Origin of the sequence: Ktedonobacter sp. SOSP1-85 (assembly GCF_016587415.1) — a bacterium.
Classification (GTDB): Bacteria; Chloroflexota; Ktedonobacteria; order Ktedonobacterales; family Ktedonobacteraceae; genus Ktedonobacter.
Map to the genome: position 1 here is coordinate 6,114,971 of NZ_BNJI01000001.1, position 17,327 is coordinate 6,132,297.

At 56.2% G+C, this 17,327-nt stretch carries 14 protein-coding genes; 6 read left to right on the forward strand and 8 right to left on the reverse strand.

Going from position 1 to position 17,327, the window contains the following annotated elements:
* Nucleotides 1–13 precede the first annotated feature (13 nt).
* Nucleotides 14–2,206 carry a protease pro-enzyme activation domain-containing protein gene (locus KTE_RS25610; RefSeq protein WP_236600566.1) on the reverse strand — a complete coding sequence of 731 codons (2,193 nt, stop codon included), beginning with the start codon at nucleotides 2,204–2,206 and terminating at the stop codon, nucleotides 14–16.
* Nucleotides 2,207–2,561: 355 nt separating this feature from the next.
* Between KTE_RS25610 and KTE_RS25615 the strand changes: the two genes are divergently transcribed.
* The 3 genes from KTE_RS25615 to KTE_RS25625 all read left to right on the forward strand — a co-directional run bounded on the left by KTE_RS25615 (nucleotide 2,562) and on the right by KTE_RS25625 (nucleotide 5,207).
* A complete protein-coding gene (locus KTE_RS25615; RefSeq protein WP_201386003.1) occupies nucleotides 2,562–3,527 on the forward strand; it encodes a S1C family serine protease in 966 nt (321 codons plus the stop codon).
* A 247-nt stretch (nucleotides 3,528–3,774) separates the two neighbouring features.
* Nucleotides 3,775–4,080, forward strand: coding sequence for a hypothetical protein (locus KTE_RS25620; protein WP_201376422.1), 306 nt, complete (start codon nucleotides 3,775–3,777; stop codon nucleotides 4,078–4,080).
* Between the two features lie 122 nt (nucleotides 4,081–4,202).
* Nucleotides 4,203–5,207 carry a nitronate monooxygenase family protein gene (locus KTE_RS25625; RefSeq protein ID WP_201386007.1) on the forward strand — a complete coding sequence of 335 codons (1,005 nt, stop codon included), beginning with the start codon at nucleotides 4,203–4,205 and terminating at the stop codon, nucleotides 5,205–5,207.
* A 107-nt stretch (nucleotides 5,208–5,314) separates the two neighbouring features.
* Here the strand turns inward: KTE_RS25625 and KTE_RS25630 are convergent, their stop codons facing one another.
* The gene (locus KTE_RS25630; RefSeq protein ID WP_201386009.1) at nucleotides 5,315–6,667 is read right to left on the reverse strand and encodes a CoA-binding protein; all 1,353 of its coding nucleotides are present in this window, start codon (nucleotides 6,665–6,667) and stop codon (nucleotides 5,315–5,317) included.
* Between the two features lie 115 nt (nucleotides 6,668–6,782).
* Entirely contained in the window at nucleotides 6,783–7,763 is a 981-nt protein-coding gene (locus tag KTE_RS25635; protein ID WP_201386011.1) for a PAC2 family protein, read from the reverse strand.
* 196 nt (nucleotides 7,764–7,959) lie between these two features.
* On the opposite strand from KTE_RS25635, the gene KTE_RS25640 reads away from it, so the two are divergent.
* Together KTE_RS25640 and KTE_RS25645 are read left to right on the forward strand one after the other, a co-directional pair.
* Nucleotides 7,960–8,910: an RluA family pseudouridine synthase gene (locus KTE_RS25640; protein WP_201386013.1), complete on the forward strand. Its 951-nt coding sequence runs from the start codon at nucleotides 7,960–7,962 to the stop codon at nucleotides 8,908–8,910.
* Nucleotides 8,911–9,047: 137 nt separating this feature from the next.
* Complete coding sequence (locus tag KTE_RS25645; RefSeq protein ID WP_201386015.1) at nucleotides 9,048–9,605, forward strand: hypothetical protein; 558 nt, start codon at nucleotides 9,048–9,050, stop codon at nucleotides 9,603–9,605.
* A gap of 159 nt (nucleotides 9,606–9,764) precedes the next feature.
* On the opposite strand, the gene KTE_RS25650 is transcribed toward KTE_RS25645, so the two are convergent.
* From KTE_RS25650 to KTE_RS25665, 4 genes are all read right to left on the reverse strand, one after another.
* A complete protein-coding gene (locus KTE_RS25650; protein WP_201386017.1) occupies nucleotides 9,765–10,802 on the reverse strand; it encodes a DUF4349 domain-containing protein in 1,038 nt (345 codons plus the stop codon).
* A gap of 367 nt (nucleotides 10,803–11,169) precedes the next feature.
* A complete protein-coding gene (locus tag KTE_RS25655; protein WP_201386019.1) occupies nucleotides 11,170–12,042 on the reverse strand; it encodes a carbohydrate ABC transporter permease in 873 nt (290 codons plus the stop codon).
* Nucleotides 12,035–12,985: a carbohydrate ABC transporter permease gene (locus KTE_RS25660; protein WP_201386021.1), complete on the reverse strand. Its 951-nt coding sequence runs from the start codon at nucleotides 12,983–12,985 to the stop codon at nucleotides 12,035–12,037. The genes KTE_RS25655 and KTE_RS25660 overlap by 8 nt, the downstream gene beginning before the upstream one ends.
* Nucleotides 12,986–13,015: 30 nt before the next feature.
* Nucleotides 13,016–14,374, reverse strand: coding sequence for an extracellular solute-binding protein (locus KTE_RS25665; RefSeq protein WP_201386023.1), 1,359 nt, complete (start codon nucleotides 14,372–14,374; stop codon nucleotides 13,016–13,018).
* Between the two features lie 436 nt (nucleotides 14,375–14,810).
* On the opposite strand from KTE_RS25665, the gene KTE_RS25670 reads away from it, so the two are divergent.
* A complete protein-coding gene (locus KTE_RS25670; RefSeq protein WP_201386025.1) occupies nucleotides 14,811–15,845 on the forward strand; it encodes a LacI family DNA-binding transcriptional regulator in 1,035 nt (344 codons plus the stop codon).
* Between the two features lie 102 nt (nucleotides 15,846–15,947).
* On the opposite strand, the gene KTE_RS25675 is transcribed toward KTE_RS25670, so the two are convergent.
* Nucleotides 15,948–17,306 carry a D-arabinono-1,4-lactone oxidase gene (locus KTE_RS25675; protein WP_201386027.1) on the reverse strand — a complete coding sequence of 453 codons (1,359 nt, stop codon included), beginning with the start codon at nucleotides 17,304–17,306 and terminating at the stop codon, nucleotides 15,948–15,950.
* Nucleotides 17,307–17,327 lie beyond the last annotated feature (21 nt).

Here is a 17,327-nt window from a genome sequence, read left to right on the forward strand (position 1 = left end):
TTTGCCTCTATTTTCAAGAATGGGTAGCCGTCAACGCCACATCATCAACGAAGAAGGCCGTCGCTGTCGAAGATGTCGTGGTCCCGTGGAAGTCGACCTCAACGCGTTTTCCGGCATACTTGGCAAGCGTCTGCGTGATGTCAAAGGTATATTGATTCCATCCTGGGGCCTGTGTGTTGCACAGTTTCTGAGAGGTGGCAATGGTGGTTCCATTAGCTGTGCGCAGGCGTGTGATGAGGGCGTCGGTGCAGTTGCGTCCTGTGGCCTGGCTGCTGACATAGATCCAGTAGCTTAGCACAACTTTAGTGGTGTTGGCGGGAAGGGTCACAGTTTGCCCGATGCTATCGTTACACGTTGCGTAGCCACAGAGATCGGCGCTCGTATCCCCCGCATGGGCTTGCGTCGTATCGACGATCTCATACGCGCCAGAAGCATGTTCTGTCCACGATTGTGATCCATTGTCAAAGCCTGGATTCTGTAACAACTGCGTCGAGCCATGATCTCCGCCCGGTGCCAGAGTGAGCAGGTCGCGCGCGATGTTCCAGGCATCAGGGGTGCCTATACCAGACGCGTTATCATAGCCTGAAGTGGCCTGGTAGTACAGGTTATTACCCGACGTAATATCGTGGTAGGCGCTGTAGGTCTGAGGAGTGTTGTAGAGGGCGTATAAACTGGCGCTGGCCCCACCGAGACCAGGCTTACCCTGTTTAGAGAGGTATTCGTTCACATCGGTGGCGAGGGCCGCCCACAAGGGGGCCGCGGCACTTGTACCACCAACAACTCCCCACCCCTGAGCGCAGATAGTGTCCGTAGTGGTGCAGTAGATTGAATAGCCAGTCTGTGGATCGGCATCTGCCGATACATCGGGCGTCTCGCGGTTGAGATTTGTAAGATTGGGGCCTGCCTGGTAGGCTGGACGTGTAAAGTGAGCACTGATGCCACCGCCGCCGCCTTCGCCGTAGGTCGTATTGCTCCAGGCTGACTCGCTGCCGTAGGTCCCATCGCTTTGAAGCTGTAAATTGGTACCGCCAACGCCCACCACATATGGGTCATCAGAGGGCGAGTCAACAGCCAGGGTTGAGCCATCGCGACAATCGTAGGCGCCAGAGTCACCGGATGCAGAAAAGAAAGCCTGCCCCTGGGCTGCACCCTGCGTGAAGATATTGTCCAGTGTTGTCAGTTCCGCGTCACCAGAGTTCAGCTCACATATGCCCCAGCTAATACTGACGACTTTGGCGAGGTTATCGGTCACGATTTTGTTGTATGTATCATTCACACCAGGAACGGTATTGGGACCGATATACACCTTCTGCGTGGCATCGGGCGCTAGCGCTGAGAGAACCTCCATATCCAGCTCGACCTCTACCGCTCCATCGCCAGGGGTATTGGTCGCGTCATCCACAAGCACATTCGAGTACTTGGGAGAGCCGAGATGATAGTAGTCGAGGTAGGTCGAAACATCGGAGGGATTATAGCCATCGAGCTCAAAAAGAGCCGTCGTCTGACCAGCGCCGGTGCCGCCATTGTTCATTAGTTCATTCATAGCATAGGCGGTCCGCAACTCCGTCGGCGTGTAGCCTTTTCCTGGGCCAGTCGCTTGCCTGGATTGTTGCTTTATGGCTGCATGGTGATAGAGAACGAGATTGTCCAATCCTTCAATATTCAGAATCGTGTTACTTAGCGTATCAGGAATGGTCGGGTCAGAAGCGGGAGCATAGACCACGCGTCCGTCGACCTGGTAGTCATTGAGCGTGACGCCAAAGGCCTTTTCAACCGTTGCTACTGATCCGGCTGCATTCACCAGCATATTGTTTGAGGCTACCGAGGTAACCGTTAATCCCTGCCCCTTCAAGTAGGAGACGACGCTCTCCACCGTCGCTTGCGTTGGGCCAAACTCGGCTGTAAACTGCTGGGGCGTCAGGTAGTGGTGATAAGAAGGTGACTTCGGATCGTTCTGGGCCGCGATCAGCGCGTCCAGGCCAGCGCGATTGCGAAGATTGAGGCTGATCGAGAGCTGTAGCTGTTTCTGTTTGCTAGTTCCTTGTGTGGATTTATAGCGTTTGAGCGTCGCAATCGCACGACTAGGTAGTGTGTGACGTCCAGTGTGTGACGCCGCAGAAACGGGATTACTATGATAGATAAATATCGATGAAAGAGTCGCTAGTAGGACAGCACATCCCATCAGGCGAGCGAGAAATGGCGCCATCTTGCGCCGCAAACCTTTTCTCACAAATCCTCCAAAAGAGTAGAATAACAAAACATGCAATTGTCTTGTCAAGAGCTATACGGGCACATTCAAAAGAAAAGAAACTTACTTTTTCTTTTCTACTAGGGACAACGCAACCAACCAGCCAATAATCGCGCCCATAGGAGATTTGGTATTCTCTGGGGAGTGGCGTGATCGATAAGGCAACACCTATCGATCACGCCACTCCCCAGAGAATACCTATCCCTTGATACTCTGGTCTCAGCAGTTGTGATATAATAGCTATCAAATTTATTGAGTTGTAGCCTCGCACATACGTAGCATGATCGGGTTCCACGAGAAAGCACGATGTGATATGAGTACGTTTGAAAAAGATGCCCTGGCGCTAGATGCCTATTCGCACGCGGTCACGACGGCGGCTGAGCGGGTTGGACCTGCGGTTGTACGTATTGACGTCGAGCATGCCACGCGCCGCTCTCGCTCCTATGGCTATCCGCCAGAGTTGCGGGGAGGAATCGGCTCGGGCTTCATTTTTGCTTCTGATGGACAAATTTTAACCAACGCCCATGTCGTCGAGGGGGCGCGCCATATCAAGGTGACCCTGGCCGATGGGCGAACCTTCGATGCAGGCCTGATGGGAAGCGATCCCGCTGTCGATGTCGCGGTTCTGCGTATCGGAACTGAGCGCTTGCCAGTGGCCGAGCTTGGCCATTCGCCCCTGCGGGTTGGTCAGCTAGTGATTGCAGTGGGCAATCCCTATGGCTTAAACTGGACGGTCACCGCGGGTGTGGTCAGCGCTCTGGGACGTACCTTGCAGGCTCCAGGCACTCCCAAGATGACCAACCTGATTCAGACAGATACCTCCATCAATCCCGGCAATTCTGGAGGTCCCCTGGTAGACAGCCTGGGGCACGTGGTTGGGATTACGACGGCTATGATGCCGATGGCCCAGGGCCTGGGCTTCTCGGTTCCGCTGGATACAGTCAAGAGTGTGGTGGCAAAGATCGCCACTCAGCGCTCCGCCAGGCCCGAGGGCGTCTCGCTTGGCGTGGGCGGCATGCGTGTCACGCTTGAGGAGTCGCTGCGCCAGCGTTTACAGCTCCAGCAGCGCTGGGGCATGGAGATTCTTGAGCTTCGCTCCCAGAGCCCGGCGGACCAGGCTCAACTCAAGCGCCTGGACGTTATCCTCTCAGCCGATGAAGAGCCTGTAACCGAGCCTCGGGACTTGCAGCGTATCGTGCGAACCCACAAAGCTGGCGAAAAGGTCACCATTGGATTTCTGCGTGGAGGAACACAGCGGAAAGTGACAGTGGTTTTGTAGGATTGGTATGGGAAAGAGACGTTGATAGGCTTGTAGAGCGCCAGCTTTATTGAATGTGACGCGAAAAGTTACGCTTTTCTGACAAAATCATTACGAAATGCCTCCATTGAAGAGAAATGGAGGCATTTCTTTTTTTAGCGCCTTGTGTAGTACGCGTCTAGGTAATTGAAAGTGCGAACAACCACGCAAGTGGAGTAGTAAACAGACTGGTATGTTCAGGCAGACACAAAAAAGGGACGGTGTAACTATGCAAGCAATGGTCGGTTTGATCGCTCTAATCTTCTTCGTTGCCCTTGTCGTAGGCGGTGTGTTTGTAAATGTGTTCCTGTATACCAGAGGTGTGGTCAGTTCGCGCAGCCGCATGGGCGAACTTGCCACGGTGACCCTGAGCCAGGAGGCCAGCACCGAGGCCGAAGACCTCTTCTATCTGGGTATTGGAATGCATGACGAGACCATGAATAATTATATGCGTAAAACTCTGGTCGCCTTTGGCGCAGCCATCCTGGTGGTAAGCCTGCTCGGGGCGGCGGCCTTCAACCTGGTTATGCACTAAGCAAGCTTTACAGAACATGAAGAGGGAGACAATTGAAACAACGGCCTGGAATGTGATACAACATTCCAGGCACGTTTTATTTCTGCATCTAATTTGGCAAAAAGAAAGTGAGTACGCCAGCGATGTCGTCACTTCCAGAACGTATACAAACGCGTTTTACCGAACTGGTGGGTATTCGTTATCCCATTGTGCAAGGAGGGCTAGCCCATCTCTCCTTTGCCGAGCTTGCGGCGGCGGTCTCTAATGCAGGCGGACTGGGGCAGATTGGCTGCGCTTGCTTTAAGACTCCCGATGAATTGCGCGCGAATATTCAGCAGGCGAAGCGTTTGACGGAGCAGCCCTTCGGCGTCAATTTTCCTATCGGTCACATTCCCCTGGGCGAGTTTCTGGATGTCACCCTTGAGGAAGGTCCGGCCGTCATTAGCATCACGGGCGGCAATCCCGAGCCACTCTTAAAGCATATTCAGCAGAGCGGCGTCCCCGTGAAGACGATGGTATTAGTCGCGGGGGTGCGTGCGGCGCGCAAGGCCGAAGCTCTGGGCGCGGATGCCGTCATCGCCGTAGGCTTTGAGGGCGGTGGCCACCTGGGACGTGACGATATCGGAACAATGGTGCTCACTCCGCGCGTGGTGGACGCGGTCAGTATCCCCGTGCTGGCCAGCGGAGGTATCGCCGATGGACGAGGGCTTGTCGCGGCCCTGGCCCTGGGCGCGGAAGGCATTGAACTGGGGACGCGTTTTGTCGCGGTACAGGAGAGCAATGCTCATCCCGCCTATCAGCAGGCGCTGGTCGAGGCGCAAGAGACGGATACCGTGGTGGTTGAGCGCGCCATCGGGCGCCCGGCGCGTGTGCTAAAAGGGAAGGCCGCCGAGCAGATCCTCGCGCTTGAAGCCGAGATGGAGCAGGAGCAGCTCACGCCGCCGGAGCGCCTGGCTCGCCTGCTTCCCTACATCCAGGGGCGGGTAAACACGCGCGCCTCCCTGGAAGGCGAGCTCGATGAAGGCTTCGTCTGGGGTGGCCAGGTCGCGGGCCTGATACAGGATATCCCCTCGACCCAGGAACTCATCGAGCGTATCGTCAGAGAAGCCACCACCATTAGCCGTGGCTTCTCTGAGAAATTCTTGTAGGGTCCATGCCAGCATGGACTCCGAGCGAAGCGACCATCCCTGCATCAGGGGATCGGCCTGCGGGCCGGGCGAGTCCATGCCAGCATGGACCCTACAACTGATCTTGGCTAACGAATGGATGCCTGTGAGGCTGGAGCCGTGCTCTCCTGTCTGGCCAGGAACTGGCCGACTTCAGAGAGGGCGGCCATGGCGCGACAGGTGATCTCGACCGATTCGTAGTAGGGGACGCCCTCTTCACGCAGGATGCGCAGCGCGGGGATATCGTGGCGTGCATAGATGGTCTGAACCAGTATGGGTTTGCCATACTGGCGTACGAGGTCGCCAAGGGCGCGGGCCGCGGCCTCTTCGCGTGGGCCAAAGTCCTCTGAGAGGAGCCAGCGGTAGCCACCGAAGAGTCCCGTAATGATCACGCCATCGACATCGGGATCTTTGACACAGACCTCGGCCAGGTGGGCGAAGGAGAGGGGATCCTCATCGGCGGCGCCCGCGACGTCTACGGGATTCGTCGAGGTCGCACGGCTGGGCATAAGCGCGCGTAGGGCCGCCTGCGTCTCGGCTTTGAGGACGGGAACCTCCAGGCCGGCGCGGATCACGGCGTCGCCAGAGGCGACCGAGCTGCCGCCGCCATCGCCAATGATCGCGATGCGTCGACCGCCCTGAGGGGTTGTTGGCTGCAGCGCGAGGGCCTGGGCCACGGGGAAGAGCTCGTCTGAGCGTAGGACGCGTACGACGCCGCTGGCGAAGAGGCTGGTATCGCTATCTGGGCGAACGCGAGCCTGGGAGCCAGTATGGGCCAGGGAGGCGCGCACACCCACCTCTGTCGCGCCGCTGAGCAGGATCACGGCAGGTTTGTAATGGCCACGCGCATGCATATCTCTGGTGACCTGGCGCAGGGTCTCCTCTTCGATGGACTCAACATAGCCAGCGATCACACTGGTCTCTGGATCATCGGCCAGGTACTGCATGCATTCCGGGAAGGAGACATCGACGGAGTTGCCGACGCTCAAGAAGGTGGTAAAACCGCAGCCATCCAGGTGCGCCTGGGCGTAGAAATACATTCCCAGGTTGCCGCTCTGCGAGACCAGGCCGATGGGGCCTTCGGGAAGCGGGAAGACCATTCCCAACGCGTTGAGTTTGGAGCGACGCACATAGAGACCCATGCAGTTGCTGCCGACGATACGAATGCCATGCTCGCGGCAGCGGGCCACAAGGTCTTGCTCCAGGGCGCGCCCCTCGGGACCCGTCTCGCTAAAGCCAGCGGTGATCAGGACAATACCTTTCACGCCTTTAGCGATACAATCCTCAATGGAACTGGGGACGTGTGGGAACGAGGTCGCAATCACAGCCAGGTCTACCTGACCGGGGACATCACGCAGGCTGGGATAGGTGGGGCGTCCCAGGATCTCGGACACGGTCGGGTTGATGAGGTAGACCTCACCAGCAAATCCCCCTTCGATCAACTGGCGCGCGGCGACATGCCCCCACTTCTGGGGGAACGCGAGGCGCCCAGAATCGCGACTGAGCGTGGTTGCAGCACCTCTTCGAGGCTATGAAGCTCTTTATTCATTCATCATCCTATTCAACATCCTTCTCGTCATCATCAGAGTGATAGGGAAGGCCCTGATGCTCCCGTTCCATCCGTAACATGGCCTCAATATTCTCGATCAAAACATCTGCGCTTGGCAGAGGGGTTGACTGCTCTTCGCGGTGGGAATCCGCCTCATCCTCATCTTCCTCCTCCAGTTCAATTTCAATCTCGATCTCGTTCTCTAGCTCATCCAACTGCTCTTCGAGCTGGCGAATGTACTCGCCGGCCTCTGGATTGCGCGCAACCATGGCATCAATGCGGGAACTAAAGCGCCTGGCTTCAGCCTGGATCTCATCGAGGTCCAGGTCTAGAGATAGGTAGCCGTTGAGCGTGGTGAGTAGGGCAGACGAGACCATGATATTGGGGGTAGTTGCCAGGTAGTGGGGGGCAGCGGCCCAGAACATCGTGGTCGGTATTTGTGCCTGGTGGCAGACTTCATGGAGCACGCTGAGAATCCCGGTGGGACCCTCATATCCAGAGGTAGGGAGTGTCATCTCTTCCAGGCGTGAAAGTGTTGCGGGATCGTACGAAGCCCCCGTGATGGGAACCGCGAGCGAGTGGGGAACATCTGAGAGCATCGACCCAAACAAGATCACCTCAGAGGCGCGAAAGTTCCTACAGACCTTTAAGAAGCTCTGCGCAAAGGTATTCCATTTGAGTTGTGGCTCGGTCCCCAGAAATAGGATAATATCGCGCTCTAGATCGGGTGCGCTATAGGCCAGGAAATCATTGTTAGGCCACACAATCACGCGTTTATCGTCGTCGGTAATCTTGACTGTTGGCCGCGTTTCTGTAAAGATGAAGAAGTCTTCGCTATCTATCTCGGCAATTTTCTCGGATGACCAGCGGTCAGCGAGATATTGAATGGCATGCGTCGCCGACTCTGCGGCATCGTTCCAGCCCCGGAACGCGGCGATTACCAGGGGATCTCGTAGGGTTGGTTGGGCATGATAGTGCAACTGTGACATTCAAAAAACCTCTCTACCTGCCTGTGTAAATGCTCCTTAAGCAAATATTTGTTATCATTCTACCATTCTTGCGGCTTGTGGCAAATATGGTAGTAGAGATATGCCATCTCTTTTTTGTGCGAGGGAAAAATTTTATGTGCTCCATCCTGCGGGTGAGCCTGATAGGACCATTGTCCAGTTGAAAGGATTATTGACGTTGGCGACTTCAATCCCTATACTGCCTAACATGGAAGAGATGGGCATTACTATTCTTTATCAAGACCATTATCTCCTGATCGTCAATAAACCGGCAGGCATGGTCATTCACCCCACTTACAAGCATACTGATGGCGGTACGATGTGGGATGCTCTGCTGCGTCACCTGGCAGCGCAGGAGCCCGAGCAGTGGAATCCACCAGAACTCGCGGACGATCCCGCCTGGGCGCGTGCCCCTCTGGAGATTCAGAATATGCTGCGCGAGCGGCGGCGTGCCCAAATCCTGCAAGAAGAAGGCCTGCTCCCACGCCCCTGCCTGGTGCATCGCCTGGACAAAGATACCTCGGGCGTGGTGGCCCTGGCACGCACGGAGAGTTCGCGCACGCATCTGGTTCATCAATTTCATGACCATACCATAGTCAAAAGCTACCTGGCGGTCGTCGAGCCAGGTTCGCCAGATTGGACACGGCCACGCGCTCCCCTGAGTGTCGCTTTCCCTCACAATGGGCAGGTGCTTGCACACTTCCCTACCTCTTTCATTCAGGAGCTTGCGCCCGATACTGAGTTTCTGATCGATGGCCCCCTCTGGCGCGACCCCGATGACCGGCGGCGCTGTGTCGTAATTGAGGGCGGACAGGAGGCACGTACCCAGGTACGTGTGCTGGCGCATGAGGCGTCGCGCTCGCTGCTCGAAGTCCGACCAGTGACGGGTCGCACGCACCAGATCCGAGCGCACCTGGCGGCCTTAGGCCAGGCTATCGTGGGTGATCCGGTATATCGCGAACCCCAGCCCTCTGATCTCGTGCTTGGTCGCCAGTTTCTGCACGCGCGCAGTCTGACGCTACGCCATTATGTCGATAATCGTGTCATGACCTTTACCGCCCCCTTGACGGCGGACCTGCTGGCCTGGTTAGAACGCTACTTCCCGGCTGCCCAGCCTTGTGTTGTATAGTGAAGGATACATACCAGTTGTAGGGTCCAAGCTGGCTTGGACTCCGAGCGCAGCGACTCCCCACGTACAGGTATCGGCCTGTGGGTCGGGCAAGTCCAAGCCAGCTTGGACCCTACAATGTAAATGAGGACAAGTTAATGACAGCTTCAACGCCATACCCCGTAAATAGTGGCTCGCTGGCTGGAGCGAGCGAACAGGAAAAGAAAAAGCGTCTCGATGCGATGGTGGCGCTCTGGCAGAGCGATACCCAGCGTCGCCTCGCGCGCGATGGATATACTCCCTTCGTCTCTGCTATGGGCCTGGATGAGTATCGCTACTCGGTCTGGCTGCGCTTCCCTGAGTGGGAGCGCTCGGTGGTCGTTGGACAGGTTGTGACCCTGCGACCCGCCGAGGGGAGCGAGGAGCCTCAGCCCGCGCTCTTTAGCGCCTGGCGCCAGGACCCCTTGCTCAAAAGCATGCCAGATTGGAAGCAGCACCTCCCTAAAGAGACGGTCTTCAACCTCAATGTCAGGATCACACCGGGTTCCCTGGGCGAGGGCAGCAAGTGGGCGATCATCATGCCCCGCGAGATGATCACACGTTACCGGCCCGGCTGGCCAACACAGCAGGAATGGGTCGCCTGGACGCGCTCCTTCGACTGGCTCTCAGTAAGCGTCGGCTTTATCCGTACGATGCTAGATGCCCTGGAGCAATGAGAGTCAGAGAAATCCCCTCCATCCTCGGGGCACACGGCCTGGCAGCTGTCGAGATTTAGCGTAGGTGGCTGGACGACGCTACTAAAGTACGCGTCTACATATTACGAGCATATGTAGACGCGTACTTTAGTAGCGTCGGGCCTTTCTCTCCACTGGAGGCTAGCTGATTGGTAGCTCCTCTTCGTTGACTACGGGCTGAGCTTCTTCTTCTGCCTGTTCGCCAGCATCCACATGCGCAACTGGCTCTTCCTCTTTAGGGTGTACTGCCTCTGGTACAGGTTGCTGCGTGTGTAATGTCGCTGCTGGCGGTGGCGTAGAGAGTCTTTGTGGTCTGTAGTTCGTCACCTGTCTGCCCCTGCGCCAGCGCCTGTAGAGCCAGATGAGGATTAGAGTTGGGATAATATAGATGCTGAAGGCCAGCAGCCAGATGAGGATCGAGACCAGGAATTGGAAGAAGTGGAGCGAGGCCTGGAAGGCATCGTGCGCGATTTGACCGGCGTTCCAACTATTGCCGCTGGGGGCCGTAGGTGTAGCGGAGCCATCTCCTGGCGGTTGAAGCGTGATCGAAATGGGATAGAAGGTGGTCTGGTCGCTCAGAGCATTGAGGTGTCCTTCTGCCTGTTCGATCTGCCCCTCGACATCCGACAACTGCGAATTAATGCTCAAGACATCCGACATTGATTGGGCATTCTTCATCAAATCCTGTAGGCGCTGCTGCTCGACGCGCAGATTCTTGAGGCGTGACTGCGTATCAATGTAGTCATTGGTGGCGTTCTGCACCGACTCATTGAGGCTAAGCAGGCGCCCGTTGTGCTTGGCAGGATAGTCTACCAGGTAGCGCTGAATCTGGGTATAGTCGCTGGCCTGCACGGAGAAGGTAATGGTAATCGTATACGTATCTCCGTTCAGTTGGTATTGCATACCCGAAGAGGAGGCGCGTGTATCAGTGCTCGTGATCCAGTTTTGTAGATCATTGGCGGTACTGTTTGTGTCTTTGGCCTCCATGGTGACATTCAGTTGCTTAATGAGGTACTGTGGCGTGTAGTTTGTCGGCGCATTGGATGTAGAAGACCCACTCGCATTGCTGGAGCTGGCCTGCTTGGAAGTATTATAGCTTGCTGTGCTACCAGTATTGCTGCTGGCTGTGCCGCCGCTCGTGCTCGCGCCTCCACAGCCTACAAGGAAAATGGTCAACAATAAGCAGAGCAGGCCCCTAGTTTTAGGCCTCGTAGCTGGTTTCCCCGGCCCTTCATAATTGCGGCTCCTTTTTTAGACATAAAAATACAACAACCGTATGTGTGGACAACGGTATACATTGTGTGGCTGTTGCAGAGCAGCCAGTATAGAGATGATTTGTCTAGCTTTAACTCTACTCTAAGAGACGTTAGAGGCGCGTGTTTTGTTCCCGGGAGGTTTGCATGTTGTGCTAGATATAATACGCATTTTGCGTTAAACTTCTCACAATATACCTAAAAAAAGGATGGGCGCGTGGTGCTGGCATTCGCCAGCACCACGCGCCCATCCTTTTTCCACCCTTTCGCATCGCAGGCGCGAGAGAGGGCGCTTAGCCTTTGAGGCCTGTTCCAGCCACGCCCTGAATGATCTGGCGCTGGAAGAACAGGAAGACGATTAGGACCGGTAGACCGCCCGCGACCGCCGAGGCCATGATCTGCGCATAGCGGACGCCATAGGAGGTCTGGACCGTCGCCAGGCCGACTGGCAGCGTCATCATGTCAACGCCAGTGGCGACGATGAAGGGCCAGAGGAAGTTGTTCCAGACGCCGATAAAGGTAATGATCGCCACTGCCGAGATCGCGGTGCGCGCCAGGGGCATCCAGATCTGCCAGTAGACGCGGAAGCGACTGGCCCCGTCAACGATGGCTGCCTCCTCCAGTTCCTGTGGGATGTTATCAAAGAACTGCTTGAAGATGAATACCGCCAGGGGAGAGGCAATCTGTGGCAGGATAATGCCCCAGTAGGTGTTGACAAGGTTCATCTGCTGCATCTCGGTGAAGAGGGGCACGATCAGGATCTGACCGGGGACCATCAAGCCGGCGAGAATGATCCAGAAGAGGGGACCTCGGGCGCGAAAACGAATGCGCGAGAGACCAAACGCGGCCAGGCTCGCCAGGACAATGACCAGTACCGTGGCGATCAACGCCGTAAACGCGCTATTAAAGTACCAGCGGAAGATATCCGCTGTACTGAAGACGTTGTGGTAGGCGTCACCCGTGAAGTGCGAGGCCAGCCAGCTTACAGGCACTGTAGTGGTCTCTGCCTCTGGTTTCAGCGAGGTATCGACCGCCCAGAGCAGGGGAATGATCCACAGCAGCGCCATGATCGTCAGCAAGACAAGCGCGAGCGTGCGCGAAAGCGAGAAACGTTTCCTGGGTTCTGCCTGCCCCCGAGTCGACAGGTTGGATGCCAGACTACTCATTACCTTTTGCCTCCCTACGATACAGTACGACAAACTGGATGGCTGTTACGACGAGTACAACGATAAAGAAGAGATACGACATCGCCGATGCGAATCCGACGCGGAAGGAGGTGAAGGCCGAATCGTATATGTATTCCAGCATGGGGCGGGTCATAAAGTTTGGGCCGCCACCCGTGAGCAGGGCCGCCTGCGCGTAGAGCTGGAGCGAGCCAATGACCTGGAGGATAATCACGGTAACCGTCGTATTCTTCAGGAGTGGAACGGTAATGCTAAAAAGCTTCGAGCTGGAGTTCGCGCCATCAATTGAGGCCGCTTCATAGATCTCCTGGGGAATTTGTTGTAGACCTGCCAGGTAGAGCAGGAAGTTAAAACCAAGCGTCCACCAGACCGTCACAATCACGACCGAGAGCATCGCCACATTGGGATCGGACAGCCAGGCGACCTCTTTGAACCCAAAGGCCGTGATCACGCTATTGAGCAGGCCAAAGCCAGGCTGGTAGAGCCAGTTCCAGATCAGGACCACCACCGAGACCGGCAGGATATATGGAGCAAAGAAGGCCAGGCGGAAGAGCCAGCGCGCGGGGATGGCCATATTCGCCAGCAAAGCCAGGCCCAGGCTCAGCACCACCAGAATAGGTGTGCTAATGATGGTAAAGAGGAAGGTGTTTCCCAGGGCACCCCAGAAGTTGGCGTCGCCCAGGGCCTCAGCATAGTTGCTCAAGCCCATGAACACATCGGTGCCTGTGCCCGCCAGGCTCCAGTTAAAGAAGCTCATGCGGAAGCCGAGAATGACGGGCCAGATGAGAAAGATGGCGTAAGCCAGCAGGAATGGAAGGACAAAGGCAAAGCCGGTTAGTTCATTGCGCCAGCGAGCCTGCCTTCTGGCCTGCTGCGCCTTCTGAAGACGCTCGGCAGGCTGTTGTTCAAGCAAAATTTCTGACATGACGAATCCTCTCTGTGCTGTAGAGCGTCCTTAAAACGGTTTGGGCGTTTGCAACTGCTTGAGCATGGCCGCGCGGAATTGCTGGATGCCCTGCTTGGGCGTCTTTTGCTGCGTGATGATTGACTGAAAGGCCGCGCCCGCCTGGTTTTCCAGCTCAGAGGCCGCTCCACCAAACCAGACCGGGGGATCGTACACCACGTTTGAGGCTTCGGCCGCGTAGTGCGACTGAGGTACGAGCTGTTTATATTCGCTGCTGGTCGCTACGGGCAGATACGTCGGAATGTGTCCACCTTGTGCCCAGATATAGCTACTCTTGAGAAGCTCGCTGACAAATTTAATGCTCATTGCGCGCCGTTCTGGATCAACCGTCCCCTGGCGTGGCAGGACGAGAGAGTGCGAGTCGGCCCAGGTCTGCTGGCCACCAAAGACATTAGGGAAGAGTGTCATGTCGAATTTCATCTTCTGCGTCTGGAAGGTCGTGACCTCCCACTCACCATTCCAGTGGAAGCCTGCTTTCCCGCCGCTGAAGAGCGCAACAGCTCCCGGATAATCGATATTGGTGCTGCCTACCTCTTTGGCGAGCTTCGAGATATAGGCCAGGACCTGCTCCGCCTTGTCATCTTCAAAGGTCAGTTGCGTGCCATCTGCTGAGAAATACTGCCCATTGAGCTGAGCATAAAGGGCGCAGAAGACGCGCCAGCAGGTGGAGGGATCACCCACGCCCAGGGCGAGGCCCAGGGCACCAGAGGCTTTTTTAGCTTCGCTAAAGGCATTGAGAACGTCGTCCTCGCCCTTGAATTCCAGGAGCTTGCCGTTGCTGTCAAGTAGCCCCGCCTTCTGGCAGACGTCCGTGCTGTAGTACATCACCAGCGGGTGGGTATCAAGAGGAACGGCGTACAGTTTGCCGTTGTAATGCGCCTTCTGCCAGACGGGGTCCACGAAATTATCCTGTGTGATGCCGTTGTTGGAGAGGGCGGAGGTATCGAACGGCTCAAGCAGGCCGCTTCCCGCATACATTGGTAGGCGCGACATGTGCAGAATACCCACATCGGGTGGTCGTCCGCCCGCCGCCGCCATCGCGAGCTTGGTGTAGTAGGGGGTTCCCCAGGAGAGGGTGACCGCTTCCAGGTCAACCTCGGGGTGGTTATGCTGGAATTGTTGCACCATCTCAAGCATGCGCTCGCCGTCACCGCCACCCAGGAGATGCCAGTAGGTAATGTGTGTCTTGCCCGCGCCAAAGGCGGTTGTGCCACAAGAGCTGAGAATTCCAGCCAGGGCCGTGGTTCCCAGACCGAGAGCGGCCGCGCGCCCGAGGAAGCCTCGACGGCTAATGCGCGACGCCTGTTCTGGTTCAGAACCCGTCGTAAATGTACGCTGCTCAGAGACCATTGAGTGATCCTTCCTTTGTGTGATACTCCTCTGAAAAAGCTGTGTCAGCGCCACACGGTTACAAGCATGGCAGGCCTCTCTGTAACTTACACTCCCAGTTGAATCTGCGTGAATAGGATCGAGGATACAAGCAGGTGATTGACGTTGTAATTGCATATGAGCAACAATAAAAGACCGGAAGAAGAGATCGTCACCAGCGTTGGTACCTCGGCACCTCTAAAAATCTACGTTGATCCGTGAATTCGCCTGTCAGATTTCTTGTAACTCCACTTTTACAACGTTGTAATCGCGATTACAACGTTGTAAAGAACTGTACCATATAAAATTTACCATTGTCAATATAATTTGGCGTTTGCATTGACGGTAATAAATTTTTCATGGTATAGTTGTCTGACGTTGTATTTCATGGAGTTCTGGGAAAAGGAATAAGAAACACGTGCCAACGACGCTCAAAGATGTCGCATTACGCGCTGGAGTTTCTATAAAAACGGTTTCCAATGTGATTCATGGGCGGGTGTATGTCACTGATGAGAAGCGCGAGCGGGTTGAAGAGGCGCTCAAGGAGCTAAACTACCAGCCCAATCTCTCGGCACGCTATCTGCGCAAGGGACGTGTGGGTGTGATTGGCCTGGCTATCCCTGAACTCTTAAACCCCTATTTTGCAGAGGTCAGCAATACTATTATCCTGGCTGCGGGGCGCCAGGCGTATACCGTCCTGGTGGATACGACTGGGGGGGAACGCGCCAATGAGCGTATGGTCATCAATGGATGGCGCCCGCAACTCTTAGATGGGGTGATCTTAAGTCCCCTGGCGCTTGAGCAGGAGGATCTGCAACCTGGCCTGGTTGAGACGCCCGTGGTGCTGCTGGGCGAGCGCTTCCTCGATGTTCCCCATGATCACGTGGCGATTGATAACGTTGCCGCGGCTTATGAAGCTACCTGCCACCTCTTGCGCCTGGGTTACAGGCGTATCGCCGCTATTGGTCTGCGCATCGATATCCCCGACCAGGCGGAAACGTCCAAACTACGCCTGCGTGGCTACCTGCAAGCCTTACAGGAGGCTGGCATCGCCTCTGATAGGCAACTGATTACCACAACCGAAGCCTTTTATGATCGAGAGAGTGGCTATAGCGCTATACGTCGCCTGTTCGCTGATGGTGTAGCCGTGGATGCCATTTTTTGCTTCAATGACTTGATGGCGCTGGGAGCCATACGTGCCCTCTATGACATGGGATTGCGCGTGCCCGAGGATGTCGCGGTCATCGGCTTTGATGATATCGAGGAGGGGCGCTATGCCTTTCCAGCGCTGACGACCATCTCGCCCGATAAGAAACTGATTGGCGAGACGGCGGTCGATTTCCTGCTGGGGCGTATCGAGGGCACGCGTGATGTACCACCAGAGCGTGTGTATATCCCTTTCCGGCTCATTGAGCGTGAAAGCACAGTGGGGCGTGCAGGAGCCAAACTGTAGGGTCCATGCTGGCATGGACTCTGAGCGAAGCGATGTCCCAGCGTTTGGGTATCAGCCAGCCGGCCTCGGAGTCCATGCCAGCATGGACCCTACAAGATGGACTTAAACGGACGCCGGTGGCACGCCAAACAGGACATGTAGGTAGCCGTTGAGGAAGAGTCCCTGGGGATCAAGCTGCGCCCGGATGCGCTTGAAGTCCTCCCAGCGAGGGTAGAGGCTCGCCAACTGCTCTGCCGTGAGAGTGTGCATCTTGCCCCAGTGGGGACGCCCCTGGTAGTGTTGATAAATTTCCTCGACGGCCTGGAAATAGTCTTTGTAGCGCATTCCGCGATACATATGTACAGCGATATAGGCGGAATCACGCTGGTAGGCTGGGCTGAGCCAGATATCATCACCCTGCACAAAGCGGCATTCGATGGGGAAATGGACCTCAAAGTTGTGTTTCTCAATGCAGCGCTTTACCTCGGCGAGGACGGTGGTGAAGTGCTCGGCGGGAATGTTGTATTCCATCTCCTGGAAGCGCACCCAGCGCGGGGTGGCAAAGATCAAATGACTGTAGTCAACTTCGTCTACGGGGGAGATACCCATAGCGGAGATGCGACTGATGGTAGGTGTAAGGCGAGGGAAGAGGCGGCAGGCCTCCGAGAGCAGCCAGTAGAGGCCATTCTCCAGCGCGACCTGGTTAATCGTGCTCCAGAGACTTCCAGCGTTGGGCGCGGCCTCCGTTTCATTGGCAAACTTGGTCTGGACCCACTTTGTATGCGGGAGCCAGTAAAATTCGAAGTGGCTATTCTCCTGTTTGTAGCTCTCCAGATGCTCCAGGCAGCTTTCAAGAGATTCACGATGGCTGCGGTAGTGCAGGCGCTTGCTGGGAACGGTGCGCAATTTGACGTGTGTGAGAATGCCCAGGCTGCCCAGCGAGACCTGCGCGGCCTTAAAAATATCAGGGCGCTCTTCAGGTGAGCATTCTAGCTCTTCGCCCTGCGCCGTCAGCAGGGTCAGGCCAACGACCTGCGTCGCGATGGTGCCAAACTGAATGCCGGTACCGTGCGTACCCGTGCTGATGGCGCCTGCAATGCTTTGCACGTCGATATCACCCAGGTTCTCCTGAGCTAAACCATGTTCATGTAGCAATTTGCCCAGCGTGCTTAGCTTGGTGCCTGCACGTACAGTGACTATGTCCTGTTGCTCGTCCACTTTCTCGACATGCTCGATCCCCTGCCAGTTGTCCAACGAAATAAGCGTATCATTAGTCTGTACGAGGGGCGTGAAGGAGTGCCCCGCACCGACGACGCGCACCTGTCCACCTGCTGTGCCTGCCTGGAGGACAAGCTTACGCAGTTCCTCTATCGTGCTTGGGTGCGCGAAGTTCTGGGGCGTGCAGGCAACCGAACCCGACCAGTTGCGCCAGTTACGCGCGCTTCCCGTGCTGGTTGGGGCCATCAAACTCTTCTGGCTCATATCTATTCCCTCTTACAACTC

What these genes read in the sequence shown, in the direction of transcription:
- KTE_RS25665 (WP_201386023.1), bottom strand. Translation starts at nt 14,374, where the DNA reads ATGGTCTCTGAGCAGCGTACATTTACGACGGGTTCTGAACCAGAACAG.
- KTE_RS25615 (WP_201386003.1), top strand. Translation starts at nt 2,562, where the DNA reads ATGAGTACGTTTGAAAAAGATGCCCTGGCGCTAGATGCCTATTCGCAC.
- KTE_RS25675 (WP_201386027.1), bottom strand. Translation starts at nt 17,306, where the DNA reads ATGAGCCAGAAGAGTTTGATGGCCCCAACCAGCACGGGAAGCGCGCGT.
- KTE_RS25610 (WP_236600566.1), bottom strand. Translation starts at nt 2,206, where the DNA reads ATGGCGCCATTTCTCGCTCGCCTGATGGGATGTGCTGTCCTACTAGCG.
- KTE_RS25655 (WP_201386019.1), bottom strand. Translation starts at nt 12,042, where the DNA reads ATGAGTAGTCTGGCATCCAACCTGTCGACTCGGGGGCAGGCAGAACCC.
- KTE_RS25645 (WP_201386015.1), top strand. Translation starts at nt 9,048, where the DNA reads ATGACAGCTTCAACGCCATACCCCGTAAATAGTGGCTCGCTGGCTGGA.
- KTE_RS25660 (WP_201386021.1), bottom strand. Translation starts at nt 12,985, where the DNA reads ATGTCAGAAATTTTGCTTGAACAACAGCCTGCCGAGCGTCTTCAGAAG.
- KTE_RS25620 (WP_201376422.1), top strand. Translation starts at nt 3,775, where the DNA reads ATGCAAGCAATGGTCGGTTTGATCGCTCTAATCTTCTTCGTTGCCCTT.
- KTE_RS25635 (WP_201386011.1), bottom strand. Translation starts at nt 7,763, where the DNA reads ATGTCACAGTTGCACTATCATGCCCAACCAACCCTACGAGATCCCCTG.
- KTE_RS25625 (WP_201386007.1), top strand. Translation starts at nt 4,203, where the DNA reads ATGTCGTCACTTCCAGAACGTATACAAACGCGTTTTACCGAACTGGTG.